At 60.5% G+C, this 16588-nt stretch carries 14 protein-coding genes and 1 pseudogene; 7 read left to right on the forward strand and 8 right to left on the reverse strand.

The genetic code is table 11. The annotated features are described in order from the left end of the window. Positions 1-21 precede the first annotated feature (21 nt). A complete protein-coding gene (gene cpaB / locus QFX16_RS03260) occupies positions 22-969 on the reverse strand; it encodes a Flp pilus assembly protein CpaB (protein WP_283182815.1) in 948 nt (315 codons plus the stop codon). Between the two features lie 324 nt (positions 970-1293). On the opposite strand from cpaB, the gene QFX16_RS03265 reads away from it, so the two are divergent. Both QFX16_RS03265 and QFX16_RS03270 read left to right on the forward strand, forming a co-directional pair. Next, on the forward strand, positions 1294-1491 hold the full coding sequence (locus QFX16_RS03265) for a Flp family type IVb pilin (protein WP_283182816.1): 198 nt from the start codon (positions 1294-1296) through the stop codon (positions 1489-1491). Between the two features lie 84 nt (positions 1492-1575). After that, positions 1576-1989, forward strand: coding sequence for a response regulator (locus QFX16_RS03270; protein ID WP_283182817.1), 414 nt, complete (start codon positions 1576-1578; stop codon positions 1987-1989). Between the two features lie 93 nt (positions 1990-2082). On the opposite strand, the gene QFX16_RS03275 is transcribed toward QFX16_RS03270, so the two are convergent. Further along, positions 2083-2937 (reverse strand): MaoC family dehydratase, encoded by an 855-nt coding sequence (locus QFX16_RS03275; RefSeq protein ID WP_283182818.1) that lies wholly within the window; start codon positions 2935-2937, stop codon positions 2083-2085. A gap of 2 nt (positions 2938-2939) precedes the next feature. Further along, a complete protein-coding gene (locus tag QFX16_RS03280) occupies positions 2940-4292 on the reverse strand; it encodes a 3-oxoacyl-ACP reductase (protein WP_283182819.1) in 1353 nt (450 codons plus the stop codon). Between the two features lie 119 nt (positions 4293-4411). Between QFX16_RS03280 and QFX16_RS03285 the strand changes: the two genes are divergently transcribed. Then, positions 4412-5689 carry an acetyl-CoA C-acetyltransferase gene (locus tag QFX16_RS03285; RefSeq protein ID WP_283182820.1) on the forward strand — a complete coding sequence of 426 codons (1278 nt, stop codon included), beginning with the start codon at positions 4412-4414 and terminating at the stop codon, positions 5687-5689. Here QFX16_RS03285 and QFX16_RS03290 read toward each other — a convergent pair. After that, on the reverse strand, positions 5676-6701 hold the full coding sequence (locus QFX16_RS03290) for a bile acid:sodium symporter family protein (protein ID WP_283182821.1): 1026 nt from the start codon (positions 6699-6701) through the stop codon (positions 5676-5678). The genes QFX16_RS03285 and QFX16_RS03290 overlap by 14 nt on opposite strands. A gap of 84 nt (positions 6702-6785) precedes the next feature. Between QFX16_RS03290 and QFX16_RS03295 the strand changes: the two genes are divergently transcribed. Continuing rightward, positions 6786-7577 carry an AraC family transcriptional regulator gene (locus QFX16_RS03295; RefSeq protein WP_150656532.1) on the forward strand — a complete coding sequence of 264 codons (792 nt, stop codon included), beginning with the start codon at positions 6786-6788 and terminating at the stop codon, positions 7575-7577. 116 nt (positions 7578-7693) lie between these two features. Here the strand turns inward: QFX16_RS03295 and QFX16_RS29650 are convergent, their stop codons facing one another. After that, on the reverse strand, positions 7694-8461 hold the full coding sequence (locus tag QFX16_RS29650) for a methyl-accepting chemotaxis protein (protein WP_371916927.1): 768 nt from the start codon (positions 8459-8461) through the stop codon (positions 7694-7696). Between the two features lie 90 nt (positions 8462-8551). Continuing rightward, positions 8552-9640: pseudogene (locus QFX16_RS29655) on the reverse strand (cache domain-containing protein); the annotation flags it as partial. Positions 9641-10098: 458 nt separating this feature from the next. Between QFX16_RS29655 and QFX16_RS03305 the strand changes: the two are divergent. The 3 genes from QFX16_RS03305 to QFX16_RS03315 all read left to right on the forward strand — a co-directional run bounded on the left by QFX16_RS03305 (position 10099) and on the right by QFX16_RS03315 (position 13805). Beyond that, entirely contained in the window at positions 10099-10992 is an 894-nt protein-coding gene (locus QFX16_RS03305) for a PA4780 family RIO1-like protein kinase (RefSeq protein ID WP_129438758.1), read from the forward strand. Between the two features lie 306 nt (positions 10993-11298). Continuing rightward, positions 11299-12441, forward strand: coding sequence for an IS481 family transposase (locus tag QFX16_RS03310; RefSeq protein WP_439900100.1), 1143 nt, complete (start codon positions 11299-11301; stop codon positions 12439-12441). Between the two features lie 143 nt (positions 12442-12584). After that, complete coding sequence (locus QFX16_RS03315) at positions 12585-13805, forward strand: MFS transporter (RefSeq protein ID WP_283182823.1); 1221 nt, start codon at positions 12585-12587, stop codon at positions 13803-13805. Here the strand turns inward: QFX16_RS03315 and cueR are convergent. Together cueR and QFX16_RS03325 are read right to left on the reverse strand one after the other, a co-directional pair. Next, the gene (gene cueR / locus QFX16_RS03320; protein ID WP_283182824.1) at positions 13759-14172 is read right to left on the reverse strand and encodes a Cu(I)-responsive transcriptional regulator; all 414 of its coding nucleotides are present in this window, start codon (positions 14170-14172) and stop codon (positions 13759-13761) included. The genes QFX16_RS03315 and cueR overlap by 47 nt on opposite strands. After that, positions 14169-16562: a heavy metal translocating P-type ATPase gene (locus tag QFX16_RS03325; protein ID WP_283182825.1), complete on the reverse strand. Its 2394-nt coding sequence runs from the start codon at positions 16560-16562 to the stop codon at positions 14169-14171. Before QFX16_RS03325 ends, cueR begins: the two co-directional genes overlap by 4 nt. Positions 16563-16588 lie beyond the last annotated feature (26 nt).

Raw genomic sequence — 16588 nt, forward strand, 5'->3', positions numbered from 1 at the left:
TTAGATGCGTCCTTGCTCGATTCAGGGGGTTTGTTGGGTGATTTCGTTGCCGCGGATGACTTCCACGCTCGACTTGCGCGGAGCTGTGCCGCCGTGGGTAGCGACAGGTTTGGGTGGGGGCGTCATGGCCAGTTGGCTGAACTGGATCAACTCGCGGTTGGCACTGGCAAGGTTGGCCGATGAATCGCTTTCGCCGGCCCAGTAACGCGCCAGACGTTTTTCATCGGCGCTGCGTACGGCCAGGCGCAACACGCCGGCCTGGGCCGCCAACATCAGGCGACTCAACAGTTGTTCGGGGACGGCAAGCACGACGCTGCGGGCGCTGGTGCGCAATTGTTCCTGCCGGAGATTTTCTTCGATGCTGCGGGCGGGGCTTGCGGGTTGACCGTCGTTGGTCAACCCCATCTGTTCGCCCACTCCGAGCACCCGCAAGGCCGGCACCACCAGTTGCGCCGACGGCTGAAGGTTGTTGTTGTCCATGCGCAGAAACAGCAGCACATCGACATAGTCCCCCGGTGTCAGTTGCCCACCGGCATTGATTACTTCATCCACCGCGACGGCGAGGGCGCGTTCATCGGGACGAATCATCCGCGCCAGTCTGCCGCCGGATTCGAAACTTTCATCATTGAGCCAGGTGCCGGCACTGAGGGCGCGCCAGGGCGTTCGGCCAATCGCTTGATCGAGGCGGCTCAGGCTGCCGGCCGGGACGGCACGGAGTTTTTCCAGGGTCACGTCGGCGGCGCTGATCGGCATGAACGGTGGCACATCATGCAGCAACACCACCACCGGTTGGCGGGTGGGGTCGTCCACGGGGGCAGGCGTCTGGGCGATGGGTGCAGGCGTGACGATCCCGGGTTGCACGACAGGCTCGGGAGCGGGTTGGCGGCTCAGCGTGAGGCCCCAGTAACCGGCAATAATGGCGCCCACCAGAAATAAACCGGCCAGGCCCAGAGTGATACGACTGTTCATGACGGCTCTCCCTTTCCTGCTGCTTGAGACCTCGTCGCATCCAACAAGACAATTTCGCAATCAGGCAGCTATGAACATGGAACTATTTCGCTATTTGACGGTAGCTCACCTAGAGCAAAAAGCCATTAGGGGACTGAAAATAACGAACGAAAGTAAGTCGCCAGGGCGAAAACGTGACTTTTTTGGCGTCAACGAAGCGACTAATACTTTAGTGATAATTCGTTCTTACAGTTGTGGGTATGGGGAATGCCGACAATGCTGATGCTGGCAAAGGGGAACCATGTTGCGACCGTGCAACACCCGTCGTCGTCCAGGAGTACCGCTATGTCCTTTACGAAAATTGCTCAGAAGATCAAATCCGAAATCGCTTTTTACAAAGGCCTGGCCAAAGATACTGAGGGTGCTTCGGGTATCGAGTACGCCATTATTGCGGGCATGGTGGCAGTCGCTCTAGCGGCGTTTGTGACGCCGATCTCCACGGCTGTTACCGCCATGTTTACCACTATCCGAGACGCGCTTTGACCTGCCTGCTGTCAATGGTCAGCTACTTGCCAATCCCGCAAAGGGCTTCTAACGTCAGCGCTTAGTCCATTGCAGGTGTTGCCCATGAACGCTCCCTCATTTCCACGCCAACAGCTACTTCTGGTCGATGATGAGGAGGATGCGTTGCTGGAGTTGGCGGAGTTGCTCGAGGGCGAGGGCTTCAATTGCTTTACCGCCACCTCGGTCAAGCTCGCGCTGAATCATCTGACGCACCACCCCGATATTGCGTTGGTGATCACTGATTTGCGGATGCCGGAGGAGAGTGGCATGTCGTTGATCAAGCGGTTGCGAGAACATACGTCCCGCCAGCATTTGCCGGTGATTGTGACGTCGGGGCATGCGGACATGGAGGATGTGAGTGACATGTTGCGGTTGCAGGTGCTCGACCTGTTTCGCAAGCCGATTTATCACGTGCGGTTGTTGGAGACGTTGAATAATTTGTTTCCACAGCCTCGCATGGATTTAGTGAGTCCGTGAGGACGGCGAATCCTTGGCATGAGCTAGCAGTGAATTGATCGTTCCCACGCTCTGCGTCCCAAGAGCCGAACGCAGAGCTCGGAAACGTTCGGGTCAGGCAACCGGCCGCCAATGCCCCGCCATATGCTCAAGATCCCCTGCACCCACCAACCTCAAATCCCCACTGGATCCCGCCGCACTGGCCAGTAATGTCACCTCACTGGGCAATCGCACCGGTTTGCGAAATTGCACCGCAATTTCGACATTCGCCGCCGGCAGATGATCGGCAAGCGCCGCCAGGGTTCGGGCCTTGTTCCACAACCCATGGGCGATGGCCGTCGGGAAACCGAAGAGTCTGGCGCTGACGGCACTCAGGTGAATCGGGTTGTAGTCGCCGGACACTTTGGCGTACTGCCGCCCAATGTCCGACGGCGCTTTCCAGCGGGCCACTTCCGACATATCCAGTGTCGATGCCAACACGTCCTCGACGGGCTCTCCTTCGAGTTTGACCCCGCGGCACAACATCTGACTTTCAGCTTCCCACAACGCCCCCAGCTGATCGTCGAGCGTCGTCACCAGATCGAACGTCGCGCCCTTTTCATGGGGCTGAAGGTTTTGCACTTGAACGCTGACCCGCACACGATTCACACCGCCCATTGGGCGAAAGATACGAATGCGGTTACTCAGGTGAATCAACCCCAGCAGCGGGAACGGAAATTCCTTGGCCGTCAGCAATTGCATCTGCAAGGCGAACGCGAGGATGTGTGGATAGGTGGGCGGCAACAAACCGTTGTCGGCAAAACCGCAGACCTTGCGATAGTCCGCCAGGCGCTTCGGATCGACATTGATCCAGCAGCGCAAACCCGAATCGGGCAGGGTGGTGCCGGTGATCTTGCGTCGCGTCGCGGCCCGCACGTACAGTCCCGACAGGCTTGGTTCGCGGTTGAGTAGGTGCCAATCGATGATCATGCCTAAGCCCCCAAAACACTTTGTCCGCACACTCGCAGCGCTTGCCCGGTGAACGCGCCGGTGCCCGGTTGAGCCAGCCACGCCACCGCTTCGGCGACGTCTTGCGGCAGGCCGCCCTGGCCCAGCGAACTCATGCGCCGCCCGGCCTCACGCACGCCGAACGGAAGATGCGCGGTCATCTGGGTTTCGATGAAACCGGGTGCTACCGCATTGATGCTGATGCCGCGCTCATTCAGCAGCGGCGCCCAGGTCTGAGCCAGACCGATCAGCCCGGCCTTGCTCGCGGCGTAATTGGTTTGCCCGCGATTGCCAGCGATGCCGCTGATGGACGCCAGCAGGATCACCCGGCCGTTGTCGTGCAGGGTGCCGCTGTCGAGCAGTGCCTTGGTCAGCACTTGCGGTGCATTGAGGTTGACCGCCAACACCGCGTCCCAGAATTCCGGGGTCATGTTGGCCAGGGTTTTATCCCGGGTGATGCCGGCGTTGTGGACCACGATGTCGATGCCGTCGGGCAGTTGCTCGATCAACTGCGCGGCGGCGTCTTCGGCGCAAATATCCAGGGTGATGCTGCGACCGCCGAGGCGTGCGGCGAGGGCTTCGAGGTCGGTCTTGGCCGGTGCTACGTCGAGCAGGATCACGTCGGCCCCGTCGCGGGCCAGGGTTTCGGCGATGGAGGCGCCGATGCCGCGCGCAGCACCCGTGACCAGCGCCTTGCGGCCGGACAATGGGCGAGTCCAGTCCGTCACCTGTGTGTCGCAAGCATTCAAGCGAATCACTTGCCCGGAAACGAACGCACTTTTGGGCGAGAGGAAAAACCTCAGCGGGCCTTCCAGTTGATCCTCCGCCCCTTCGCCGACATAGATTAGCTGCAAGGTGCCGCCGCTGCGCAGTTCCTTGGCCAGCGAACGGCTGAAACCTTCCAACGCTCGCTGGGCGCTGGCGGCGAACGGATCGCTCAAGGTCTCCGGCGTGCGCCCCAGAATCACCAGGTGCGCGCTGTGGTCGAGGTTTTTAATCAACGGCTGGAAGAACTCGCGCAGCTGTTTGAGTTGATCGGTCTGCACCAGGTCACTGGCGTCGAACACCACGGCTTTGAGTTTGGGGCCGTGGCCGGGAATCCACGCGGTGGCCAGTGAAGGCTCGGTGCCGTAACTGTAAATCGCGTCGGTCAGGCGGTTGGCGAAGGCGCCGATTTTCTCCGTCAACGGGCCACCGCCTAACAACAGCGCCCCCTCGACAGGCCGCAGCCGGCCGGCTTGCCAGCGCTCCAGCCGAACCGGCGACGGCAGACCCAGGGCCCCGACCAAACGATGGCCGATGGACGAATTGGCGAAGTCGATATAGCGGTCAGACATGGAACGCGCTCCAGCAGCTGGGATTCAAAGTGTGGACCATGAATGGCGATCAGTCGTTCGATCCACGAGATAAGGCCTACGCTTGTGGGTTATGGCCTTCACAGAATAGGAAGCTTTTCATGACTCAGCTGCACCGCGTTGCGATTATTGGTGGTAACCGTATCCCCTTCGCCCGTTCCAACGGGCCGTACACCACCGCCAGTAATCAGGCGATGCTCACCGCCGCGCTCGAAGGTCTGATCGAACGCTACAACCTGCACGGTTTGCGCCTGGGCGAAGTGGTGGCGGGGGCGGTGCTCAAGCACTCCCGGGATATGAGCCTGACCCGCGAATGTGTGCTCGGCTCGCGGCTGTCGCCAACCACCCCGGCCTATGACATTCAGCAGGCGTGCGGCACCGGTCTGGAAGCGACGTTGCTGGTGGCGAATAAAATCGCGCTGGGTCAGATCGAATGCGGTATCGCCGGCGGCGTTGACACCACCTCCGACGCGCCGATCGGCGTCAACGAAGGCCTGCGCAAAATCCTCCTGCAAGCCAACCACGCCAAAAACACCGCCGACAAACTGAAAACCTTCCTGCAACTGCGCCCCCGTCACCTGATCCCGGATCTGCCACGCAACGTTGAGCCACGCACAGGCCTGTCGATGGGCGAGCACTGCGAGATGATGGCCCAGACCTGGAACATTCCGCGCGCCGAACAGGACCAACTGGCGTTGGAAAGCCACCAGAAAATGGCCGCGTCCTACACCGAAGGTTGGCACAACGATTTGATAACGCCGTTCCTCGGCCTGACCCGCGACGACAACCTGCGCCCGGACCTGACCCTGGAAAAACTCGCGTCACTCAAGCCGGTGTTCGAGAAAAGCGCCAAGGGTACCCTGACGGCGGGCAACTCGACGCCGCTCACCGATGGCGCGTCGCTGGTGCTGCTGGGCAGTGAAGAGTGGGCCAAGGAGCGTGGCCTGCCGATCCTTGCCTATTTGCGTGACGGCGAGACGGCGGCGGTGGATTTTGTCAACGGTGCGGAAGGATTGTTGATGTCGCCGGTGTATGCAGTGCCGCGTTTGCTGGCGCGCAACGGCCTGACCTTGCAGGACTTCGATTACTACGAAATCCACGAAGCCTTCGCCGCGCAGGTGCTCTGCACGCTGAAGTCCTGGGAGGATCCGGAATATTGCAAAACCCGCCTCGGTCTCGATGCGCCACTGGGCCCCATCGACCGCAGTCGCCTCAACGTCAAAGGCAGTTCACTGGCGGCGGGGCATCCGTTTGCCGCGACCGGCGCACGCATCGTCGCGAACCTGGCGAAGTTGCTGGATGCGGCGGGGCAGGGCCGAGGGTTGATCTCGATCTGCGCCGCCGGTGGCCAAGGGGTGACAGCGATTATTGAGCGCTGAGGACGGCGGTGCTTTGTTGGGCCAGCTGCCGGTTGCGGTTGGCGTAACTCTCGGCCATGACCGAGCAGACGATCAGCTGCAACGGGTGGTAGATCATAATCGGCAGCAGAATCAGCCCAAGCCCCGGGTTGGCGCCGAAGATCAGCGCCGCCATTGGCGCACCGGCGGCCAGGGATTTCTTGCTGGCGCAAAATACCGCGGCGATTTCATCGGCCGGGCTGAATTTCAACGCACGAGCGGTGCGGGTGGTCATCCACAGGATGATCGCCAGCAGGATCGCACTGCCGATCAGTGCCGTGAGGATCACGCTGTTGCCCTGCTTTTGCCACATTCCCGAGATCATCGAATTGCAGAACGCCGCGTAAACCAGCAACAGAATCACCAGCTTGTCGACGATGTTGGTGTAGCGCTTGTGGCGGGCGAAGAACTTGCCGAGGAATGGCCGAACCCATTGGCCGAGCACCAGAGGCAACAGCAACATGGCGCAGAGGTCGAGCAGGGTTGAGCCCAGATCGATGCCGCCCGCGCCGCTGCCAACCACGAAACTCACCAGCAACGGCGTCAGGAAGATCCCCAGCACGCTGGACAGGCTCGCGTTGAGAATCGCCGCCGGAACGTTGCCGCCCGCGCTGCCGGTCAGGGCCACGGACGAGGAGATGGTCGAGGGCAGGGCGCAGAGGTACAGGAAACCCAGCATCAGCAGCGACGGCATGTGTGAACCCAACAGCGTGTCGCTCAGCAGCCAGATCAGCGGAAACACCGCGAAGGTGAAACCCTGGACCATCACGTGCAGCTTCCAGTTTTTCAGGCCGTGAGTGATCTGTTCGCTGGACAGGTTGACCCCATGCAGGAAGAACACCAGGAACACACCGATGTTGATTACGTATTCAGCGTGCATTCCGCCGCCGGTGGCGCCGAAGGTCGGGAAGAAATACGCCAGCAGCGTGGCGATCAACATGCCACACAAGAACCAGTCGGTGACCACGCGTTTGAGGTGTTTGAAGGCATGCATAACAGGCACCGAATACATTTGTAAGAATTGGTGACTTAGCCTAACGTCGGCTCCATCAGCCGTCTTGCGACATAAGGCCAAACAATGCCGACTAACGGACAACTTTCCCTCGAACGGACGATTCCGACGCTGACGGCGCTGCCGCGTCCGCTGTATGCCCGTGCGGAAAGTCTCAACGCCGGTTCATGGACGCCGCCACATCGGCACGATTGGGTGCAGTTTTCCTACGCGATCAGCGGTGTTCTCGGCGTGCACACCGCCGAAGGCAGTTTCTTTGCGCCGCCGCAGTGGGGCATCTGGATTCCGGCGGATCTTGAACACCAAGTGGTGACCTCGATGCGCGCCGAAATGCGCAGCCTCTATGTGCGCCGCGAGGATTGTGAATGGGCGGACGGGCGTTGCCGGGTGCTGGAAGTGACGCCGTTGGCCCGGGAGCTGATCAAGAGTTTTTGTTTGCTGCCGGTTGAATATCCACAGGGCGACAGCCAGGAATCGCGGCTGGTGAGTGTACTGCTGGATCAGTTGGCGCATCTGCCGGAGGTTGGCTTCTCGCTACCGTTACCGCGCCATGAACGGTTGCTGGGGTTGTGCAACGAGCTGATCGAAAGCCCTGAGCGCAATGTGACCTTGCAGGCGTGGGCCGAGCGGTTGGGGACGTCGGAGAAGACCTTGATGCGGTTATTCCAGCGTGAAACCGGGTTGAGCTTTCGAGGGTGGCGCCAGCGGATGCGGTTGCTGTCGTCGTTGAGTTTGCTGGAGGAGGGGGACAGCGTGACCAATGCCGCGCTGTCTTGCGGGTATGACTCGACTTCGGCGTTTATTGCGGCGTTCAAAAGCCTGTTTGGGTTTACCCCGGGAGAATTGTTCAAGCAGTGACGACCTCTTCGCGAGCAGGCTCGCTCCCACAGGGTTTTGCAGTGTCCTTGTGGGAGCGAGCCGGCTCCGGGCGGCGTTCCGACGATTGGCCGCATAGCGGCCACCGGGATTCAGGATCAGGTTCTGAACCGCCGAACCAACCCATCCAGCTCATTCGACAACCCCGCCAGACTCTGCGAATCCAGCCGCGCCGAGTTCGCCAGTTCCGCCACCAATTGCGCATCACCATGAATCTGGCTGATGTGTCGATTGATGTCTTCAGCCACCTGATGCTGTTCTTCCGCCGCGGTAGCGATCTGGGTGTTCATGTCGCGGATCACGTCGACCGATTCCCGAATCAGCCCGAAGCTGCTGCGTGCTTCACCGATCCGCGTCACCGATTGCTGGGACACTTCCAAGCTGGCGTGCATTTGCTGAGTCACCTGACTGGTACGTTTGGCGAGGTTGCCCAGCAAGCCGTCGATTTCCGCCGTGGAATCCGCCGTGCGTTTGGCCAGCGCCCGAACTTCATCGGCCACCACCGCAAACCCACGACCCTGTTCACCGGCCCGCGCTGCTTCGATGGCCGCGTTCAGCGCCAGCAGGTTGGTCTGTTCGGCAATCGAGCGAATGGTCCCGAGGATTGACTGAATGTCGTTGCTGTCGCGCTCAAGCTGTTGCATCGACTGGGCCGACTGTTCGATTTCCTGGCTCAAGCGATCAACGCTGGTCACGGCCGCATCAATCTGCTGCTGACCTTCACGCGCCTGACGCTGGCCGCTGTCAGCCGATTCCGCTGCCTGGCTGCAAGAGCGCGCGACTTCGTTGGCGGTGGCGACCATTTCGTGGAACGCCGTGGAGACCATGTCCACCGCTTCACGCTGACGCCCGGCGGCTTCGGCCATGTCGCTGGAGACCTGGGTCGAACTCTTGGAGGTGGCGAGGATCTTGGTCGCGGCGCCGCCAATGCTCTGAATCAGGTTGCGAATCGCTGCCAAAAACTGGTTGAACCAGTTGGCCAGTTGCGCGGTTTCGTCGCTGCCACGGATTTGCAGGTTCTTGGTCAGGTCGCCTTCACCTTGGGCGATGCCTTCCAGACCGCTGGCCACGCTGCGGATCGGCCGCACGATAAGGCTGGCGAAACTGGCGCCGACGATGGCGAAGAACACGGCCAGCACGGCGGCGATGATCGCGATCAGCCAGGTCAGTTGGGTTGCCGAACTCATCACGTCGGTCTGCTTGATCAGGCCGATAAAGGTCCAGCCCAGCTGCTCCGACGGCCAGACGTTGGCCATGTAGCGTTCGCCGTTCAACTCGACTTCCACCAGCCCTTTGCCGGCCTTGGCCAGTTGCGCGTAGCCGTCGCCGAGGCTGCTCAGCGCTTTAAAGTTGTGTTCCGGTTGCTTCGGATCGACCAGCACCGTGCCGGTGTTTTCCAGCAGCATCAGGTAACCGGTTTCACCGAGCTTGATCTGTTTGACGATTTCGGTGAGCTGCTTGAGCGTCACGTCGATGCTGACCACGCCGCCATGGGTGCCCAATTTGTTGTCGATGGTGCGCACGGTACTGACGTACGTCGCGTCGTCCTGGGCCCAGTAATAGGCCTCAGTGCGGAACGGCTTGCCCGGTTTGGCCTGGGCAGCCTTGTACCAGGGGCGTTGGCGCGGGTCGTAATTGCTCAGCTTCGCATCGTCCGGCCAGGACACATAACCGCCCGCCGCGGTGCCGAGGATGGCATAGGCGTAGGACGGGTGACTGTTACCCAGGTCCTGAAGGAGGCCGAAGACCTTCTTGTCCATCTCGCCTTGGGGAATGCTCTCGGCGTTGGCGCTCATGTAGGTCTTGAGGCTGTCGTCGGAATTCTTGATCAGCGGTTGGGTCGCCAGGTAATCCACGTTCTGGCTGATGCCGTCAAAGAACAGTTGCATGGCGTTGCTGACCTGACGAATCTCGCGGCCACTGCCGTCGACGAAACTGTCCTTGGCATCACTACGCAAGTTCAGCACAACCAGGGTAGCGACCAGCACCACCGGCAAGCAGGCGATGATTGCAAACGCCCAGGTCAACTTCTGTTTGATGTTCATCCGCGCTCCAGATTTTTCTTGTAGGCCCACGCAGTGCAGATGACTCGCGGATTATTGGTAGCCGTAAACGTTTTTGATCGACCCGGTTCCGTGATTGCGCCATCGTTGTTGTTGCCGAAACGATTGTCGGACAAATCACTTTGTCTCTGATGACTTCGGCTAGCCGAGGCGGAAATTGAGGCCTATTAAGAAAAATCCTACGAAGGGTATGAATCGAGATGTCAGCTTCTGTCGCAAATACCCGCTTAGCCCTTCAGCAACAAGTGACGCAGGGTCAGCTATGATCTGTGGCGGCCGATGACGACCGGCGGTTGTTGACCGATTAATCCGGCACATTGTGTGCTTGTTGACGGTCACAGGACGTTCATAGGTCGGCAACCCCTCCCCCGAATGAGTGGATTGCCGTATAACGAATGACTTTCGCGTGTTTGGTAATAAAGGACCCCCAATAAAAGCTGATGAAGACTCCAAAACGCATTGAACCCCTGATCGAGGACGGTCTGGTCGACGAGGTGCTGCGCCCACTCATGAGTGGTAAAGAAGCAGCTGTTTATGTGGTGCGCTGCGGCAACGAGTTACGTTGCGCGAAGGTCTACAAGGAGGCGAATAAACGCAGTTTCCGTCAGGCGGCCGAGTATCAGGAAGGCCGCAAGGTGCGCAACAGCCGTCAGGCTCGTGCGATGGCCAAGGGCTCCAAGTTTGGCAAGAAAGAAACCGAAGACGCCTGGCAGAATGCCGAAGTGGCGGCATTGTTCCGTCTGGCCGGTGCTGGCGTGCGGGTCCCTCAGCCTTACGACTTCCTTGAAGGCGTGCTGTTGATGGAACTGGTGGCCGATGAGTACGGTGATGCCGCGCCGCGTCTGAACGACGTGGTGCTGGAACCGGATCAGGCGCGCGAGTATCACGCGTTCCTGATTTCGCAGATCGTGCTGATGTTGTGTACCGGTCTGGTGCACGGTGACCTGTCGGAGTTCAACGTACTGCTGACCCCGACCGGCCCGGTGATCATCGACCTGCCGCAAGCGGTCGACGCAGCGGGCAACAACCACGCGTTCAGCATGCTGGAGCGTGATGTTGGCAACATGGCGTCCTACTTCGGGCGGTTTGCGCCGGAGTTGAAAAAGACCAAGTACGCCAAGGAAATGTGGGCCCTGTTCGAAGCCGGCACCTTGCACCCGGCCAGCATCTTGACCGGCGAGTTCGACGAGCCGGAAGAGTTGGCTGACGTTGGCGGGATCATGCGCGAGATCGAGGCCGCACGCCTTGATGAAGAGCGCAAGCAAGCGGTGCGCGCGGCAGATGACGCGCCACCGGGCAAAACCGAAGAGCCGCCTCCGCCTTGGATGCAGTGATCGGTTAACGAAAAACCCGGCTTCGGCCGGGTTTTTTGTGTTTGCTGGACTTCGGTGGTGTGTCATGTGGATCGACCCCTCACCCCAGCCCTCTCCCCACGGGGGAGAGGGGGAAAGGGAGCCGATCGCGAGCAGTCCAAAACCTGAGTTCGACTCGGAATCTCAGGTCGATGTACCTCGAAATTCACCTCGGTCAGTCCCCTCTACCCTCTGGGGTGTTTGTACCGGACACATGGTGGACAGGTGTTCGGAGACATGGTGGACACTTTTAAATAGACACATTGCTCATCTGAAAGGAGATGGTTTGTGTCTTGGGAAGAGGTGTCCACCATGCAGCTTCGTTCCGAATTTGTACTGTTAGCTCGGCAAGAAGGGGCCAATATCCGACAACTCTGCCGACGCTTTCATATCAGCCCAAGCACCGGATACAAATGGCTTGGCCGGTTCGAAACCTCTGGTGCAGACGGCTTGCACGACCAGTCTCGGCGCCCAAAACATTCACCCAAACGCTGCGCTGATACGGTTGAAAAGCAGATTCTGGCCTTGGGGGTGGAGCACACGGCCTGGGGCGCCCGCAAGCTCAAACGCAATCTGGAGGATGAGGGGTATTTGATGCCCGCCGTCAGCACGGTGCATGCGATTTTGCAGCGTAATTCGCGAATCGACCCGCAGGCGGCAAATACCAAACCCTTTATCCGATTTGAGCATGAAGCCCCCAACGATCTTTGGCAGATGGACTTCAAGGGACATGTCGGCATGCGCCATGGTCGCTGCCATCCCTTGACGGTATTGGACGACCATTCGCGGTTCTCGCTGTGCATCGCGGCCTGTGGCAACGAGCAGCGTCAGACCGTGCAGGAGCAGCTTATCCACGTGTTTCGGCGCTACGGCTTGCCGATGCGCATGACCATGGATAACGGTGCACCGTGGGGCGATCAGAGCGGGGTTTATACCGCGTTAGAGGTCTGGCTGATGAGCCAGGGCATCCGAGTGGGCCACTCCAGGCCTTATCACCCGCAGACTCAGGGCAAGCTTGAGCGTTTTCACCGCAGCCTCAAGGCTGAAGTTTTGCAAGGTCAGTGCTTCATCGACCTGCTTGGGGCACAGAACGCCTTCGATATCTGGCGCGATATCTACAACCAGAAACGCCCCCATCAAGCATTGGAAATGGAGGTTCCAGCGACTCGCTACAGCTGTAGTCCTCGTGAATACCAGGAGCATCGGCAAGCACTGGAGTACGCCGAAGGGGATTTGATCAGAAAGGTTCAGGCCAATGGCGAGATGTACTGGAAAAGCCGCAAGTATGCGATTGGAAAGGCCTTCATCGGCGAGCACATAGCCATCAGAGAAACGACCGAGGATGGCATCTACGACATCTATTGGAGCAGACATCGCATTGCCAAAATTGACTTGAGCTTGCAGACCGTTGTATCAGGAAAGCGGCTTTGAAGACGTCCACCATGTCCCCGAACATGTGTCCACCATGTGTCCGGTACAAACATGGGGAGAGGGTTAGGGTGAGGGGTGGTTTCCAGATCCACACAAAATCGCGTCTACTGCCACCGGCCCAAAACCACACTCAAGGATTGAATGTGAACACCGCATCCACCCGCAACGCCCAACTGATCATCACCGCCCGTCTGGTCTCGGACTTCGGTGCCTTCCTCAACATGGTCGCCCTGGCCACCTACGTCTACTTGCTCAGCAACAGCGCCATGAGTGTCGGGATCTTTCTCGCCAGCCGCGTGGCGGGTGGAGTATTCGCCAGCCTAATCGGTACGACGTTTTATCGCCGCTGGGCCGGGCGCCTGCCGCTGATTGCCTACGACCTGTTACGCGCCGGGCTGCTGGGCCTGCTGCTGGTGCTGCCGGTTACCCAGCAGATGCTGCTGTTACCGGTGATCGCTTTCGGTCTGGGATTCGGCAACTCGATGTTCGCCATCGGCCTCAACAGCCAATTGCCACATTTAATCGAGGCAGAGCATTTGCTCAAGACCAACGCCTGGATCACCTCGGCGTCGTCGGCCGCTATGGTCGGTGGAAGTCTGGTGTCGGGGCTTTTAGTGGCGGCATTCGGCTTTGAAACGGTGTTTGCATTGAACGTGGTCACTTATCTGCTGGCCGCGTTGTTCATCTTGCCGCTGCGCTTCTCAAAACCTGCGCCCAGCGCCGAACCTAATTACGAACGTGGTGAATGGGCAGCCCTGCTCCAGGGACTGCGCAGCACACCGGTGGTGGCGGCGATGCTCGCGGTGGCCATGGCCGACACCCTTGGCAGTGCCGCGCACAACGTGGGTTTTCCGATTATTTCCAAACTGCTGACGCCCGAGTCCGCCAGCACCACGCTGGGTCTGATGCTGGCGGTCTGGGCCAGCGGAAAACTCATTGGCGCGCGCATCGCCAGCCGGCTGAAAGGCTCGGATAACGTGAACCTGGAGCGGCGATTTTTCTTTGGTGTGTTGCTGATGTCCTGCGGCTTCATTCTGATGTTTCAGCAGCAGACCCTTTACGGGCTGCTGTTGTTTTCGCTGCCGGCGGGATTGGGCGACGGGTTCTCGGAAGTCGGCCTGATGTCGCGCCTGCAGCGTGAACCGGACAGCCTGCGCCTGCCGATTTTCAGCTTCCTGACGCTGTTGCAGATGACCGGGTTCGGCGTCGGCATGCTGATCGCCGCGCCGTTCTATTCGTGGTGGGCGCCGGGTGCCGTGGTGCTGTTGTTCCACGGGATACCCCTCACCACCTTGTTGGTGGTGAAGGGGCTGGCAATCAGGGGCGAGCGGGTTGTGCGCAACAGCCCGACTCCAGGTTCTTGAGGATCGGGCAGTCGGGACGGTGATCACCGTGGCAGTGTTCGACCAGGTCCTGCAGGGTGTCGCGCAGTTGGCCGAGTTCGCGGATTTTCTGGTTCAGCTCGTCGATGTGCTGACGGGCCAAGGCCTTCACATCGGCGCTGGCTCTTTGGCGGTCCTGCCAAAGGGCCAGCAGTTTGCCGACCTCTTCCAGTGAGAACCCCAGGTCCCGGGAGCGCTTGATGAACGCCAGGGTGTGCAGGTCGTCGTCGCCGTACACCCGATAGCCGCTGTCGGTACGATGGGCGGCCTTGAGCAAGCCGATGGATTCGTAATAACGGATCATCTTCGCGCTCAGGCCGCTTTGGCGGGCCGCTTGGCCGATGTTCATCGGTTGTCCTCCAGATCCTTGGGTTTCCAGGTTTTCAACAGTAACGCATTGCTTACCACGCTGACGCTCGACAACGCCATGGCCGCACCGGCCAGCACCGGGTTGAGGAAACCGAAGGCTGCCAGCGGAATGCCGATCAGGTTGTAGACGAAGGCCCAGAACAGGTTCTGACGAATCTTCGCGTAAGTCTTGCGGCTGATCTCCAGCGCCGCCGGTACCAGCCGTGGGTCGCCGCGCATCAGGGTGATCCCGGCCGCGTGCATCGCAACGTCGGTGCCACCGCCCATGGCGATGCCGATGTCGGCGGCGGCCAGGGCGGGTGCGTCGTTGATGCCGTCGCCGACCATGGCCACGACGCCGGTTTTCTTGAGTGTGGCGACGGTGGCGGCTTTGTCCGCCGGCAGTACTTCGGCGTGGACATCCTTGATGCCCAGCGCCTCGGCAACCACTTTGGCACTGCCGCGATTATCGCCGGTCAGCAGGTGGCTGCTGATGTTGCGTGCGCTGAGTTGTTGCACGGCTTGCAGCGCGCCGGGTTTGAGGGTGTCGCCGAAAGCGAAGAGGCCCAATACTCGTGGCTCGGAGCTTTGCTCGATCAGCCAGGACAGGGTCCGGCCTTCGGTTTCCCACGCGGCAGCAGACTCAGCCCATTCACCTGCGCTCAAGCCGCTCTCTTCCAGGAGACGACGATTGCCCAACGCCAATCGACGACCGTCGAGAGTGCCCGCGATGCCACGGCCGGTCAGGGACTGGCTGTCGCTGACATCGGCCACCGTCAAACCGCGTTCGGCGCAAGCGTCCAGAACCGCCTTGGCCAGTGGATGTTCACTGCCGCGTTGCAGGGCGCCGGCCATTTGCAGCAATGCCGCTTCGTCATTGTTGATTGCGCTCAAATGAGCGATGCGCGGAGTACCCGAAGTCAGCGTGCCAGTCTTGTCGAAGACCACCGCACTGACTTCATGGGCACGCTCCAACGCTTCGGCGTCCTTGATCAGAATCCCGTAGCGCGCCGCCACCCCGGTGCCGGCCATGATTGCCGTTGGCGTGGCCAACCCCAGGGCGCATGGGCAAGCGATTACCAATACCGCCACGGCATTGATCAGCGCCGTTTCCATGGGCGCGCCGTACAACCACCAACCGATCAAGGTTGCCAACGCAATCAGCAGGACCGCAGGGACAAACACCTGACTGACTTTATCCACCAGTTTCTGGATCGGCGCCTTCGCCGCTTGAGCGTCTTCGACCAGGCGGATGATGCGGGCGAGCACGGTTTCCGCGCCCAAGGCCAGGGTGCGAACGAGCAACCGGCCTTCGCCATTGATCGCGCCGCCGGTGACCTTGTCGCCGGGTTGTTTGGGCACCGGCAGGCTTTCGCCGCTGATCAGCGCTTCGTCGGCGTGGCTCTGGCCTTCGACCACTTCACCGTCCACCGGGAAGCGTTCGCCGGGTTTGACCATCACCAGATCATTGAGGCGCAAGGCGCTGATGGCGACATCCTGCTCGCGGCCGTCGATCACCTGAATCGCCCGCTCCGGGCGCAAGGCTTCGAGCGCGCGAATGGCACTGGCGGTCTGGCGTTTGGCGCGGCTTTCCAGGTATTTGCCCAGCAGCACCAAGGCAATCACCACCGCCGAGGCTTCGAAATACAGGTGCGGCATGCGCCCGGCGGCGGTGGCCCATTCATAGAGACTCAAGCCATAACCGGCGCTGGTGCCCAACGCGACCAGCAAGTCCATGTTGCCCGCACCGGCGCGCACGGCTTTCCAGGCCGCGACGTAAAAGCGCGCACCGAAGATGAATTGCACCGGCGTGGCCAACGCGAATTGTACCCAGGCCGGGAGCATCCAGTGCACACCGAACGGTTGCAGCAGCATTGGCAGCACCAGCGGCGAGGCGAGGACGATCGCCATGATCAAGGCCCAACGCTCGCGGTGCAGGCGTTGTTGTTGATTATCGGTTTGCGGGTGTTCGACTTCCCAGACGCTGGCGTTATAGCCCGCCTTGGTCACTGCGCCGATCAGGGTTTGCGGATCGATCTGGCCGAGCAGCTCAAGGTGGGCGCGTTCATTGGCCAGGTTGACGCTGACGCTCTTGACCCCCGGCACCTTGGCCAGCGCTCGTTCGACCCGGCCGACGCAAGAGGCGCAGGTCATGCCGTCGATGCTCAATTCCAGACTCTGTTGCGGCACGCTGTAACCCGCCTGCTGCACGGCGTCCATCAAGGCCGGCAGGCTGTCGCTGGGCGCTTGAACCCGGGCCTGTTCGGTGGCCAGGTTGACGCTGACGGCAGAGGCGCCGATGACTTTGCTCAAGGCACGCTCGACACGCCCGGCGCAACTGGCGCAGGTCATGCCGGCAATCGGCAGATCGAAAGTGGTGGATTCGGACATCGGTCACGCTCCCTGTAGAAGATGAC

Source organism: Pseudomonas svalbardensis, from assembly GCF_030053115.1.
Classification (GTDB): Bacteria; Pseudomonadota; Gammaproteobacteria; order Pseudomonadales; family Pseudomonadaceae; genus Aquipseudomonas; species Aquipseudomonas svalbardensis.

Coding starts and splice junctions, on each gene's coding strand:
- cpaB (WP_283182815.1), bottom strand. CDS start 969: ATGAACAGTCGTATCACTCTGGGCCTGGCCGGTTTATTTCTGGTGGGC.
- QFX16_RS03290 (WP_283182821.1), bottom strand. CDS start 6,701: ATGCATGCCTTCAAACACCTCAAACGCGTGGTCACCGACTGGTTCTTG.
- QFX16_RS03265 (WP_283182816.1), top strand. CDS start 1,294: ATGTCCTTTACGAAAATTGCTCAGAAGATCAAATCCGAAATCGCTTTT.
- QFX16_RS03280 (WP_283182819.1), bottom strand. CDS start 4,292: ATGTCTGACCGCTATATCGACTTCGCCAATTCGTCCATCGGCCATCGT.
- cueR (WP_283182824.1), bottom strand. CDS start 14,172: ATGAACATCGGCCAAGCGGCCCGCCAAAGCGGCCTGAGCGCGAAGATG.
- QFX16_RS03275 (WP_283182818.1), bottom strand. CDS start 2,937: ATGATCATCGATTGGCACCTACTCAACCGCGAACCAAGCCTGTCGGGA.
- QFX16_RS03305 (WP_129438758.1), top strand. CDS start 10,099: ATGAAGACTCCAAAACGCATTGAACCCCTGATCGAGGACGGTCTGGTC.
- QFX16_RS03285 (WP_283182820.1), top strand. CDS start 4,412: ATGACTCAGCTGCACCGCGTTGCGATTATTGGTGGTAACCGTATCCCC.
- QFX16_RS03325 (WP_283182825.1), bottom strand. CDS start 16,562: ATGTCCGAATCCACCACTTTCGATCTGCCGATTGCCGGCATGACCTGC.
- QFX16_RS29650 (WP_371916927.1), bottom strand. CDS start 8,461: ATGGCCGAAGCCGCCGGGCGTCAGCGTGAAGCGGTGGACATGGTCTCC.
- QFX16_RS03270 (WP_283182817.1), top strand. CDS start 1,576: ATGAACGCTCCCTCATTTCCACGCCAACAGCTACTTCTGGTCGATGAT.
- QFX16_RS03295 (WP_150656532.1), top strand. CDS start 6,786: ATGCCGACTAACGGACAACTTTCCCTCGAACGGACGATTCCGACGCTG.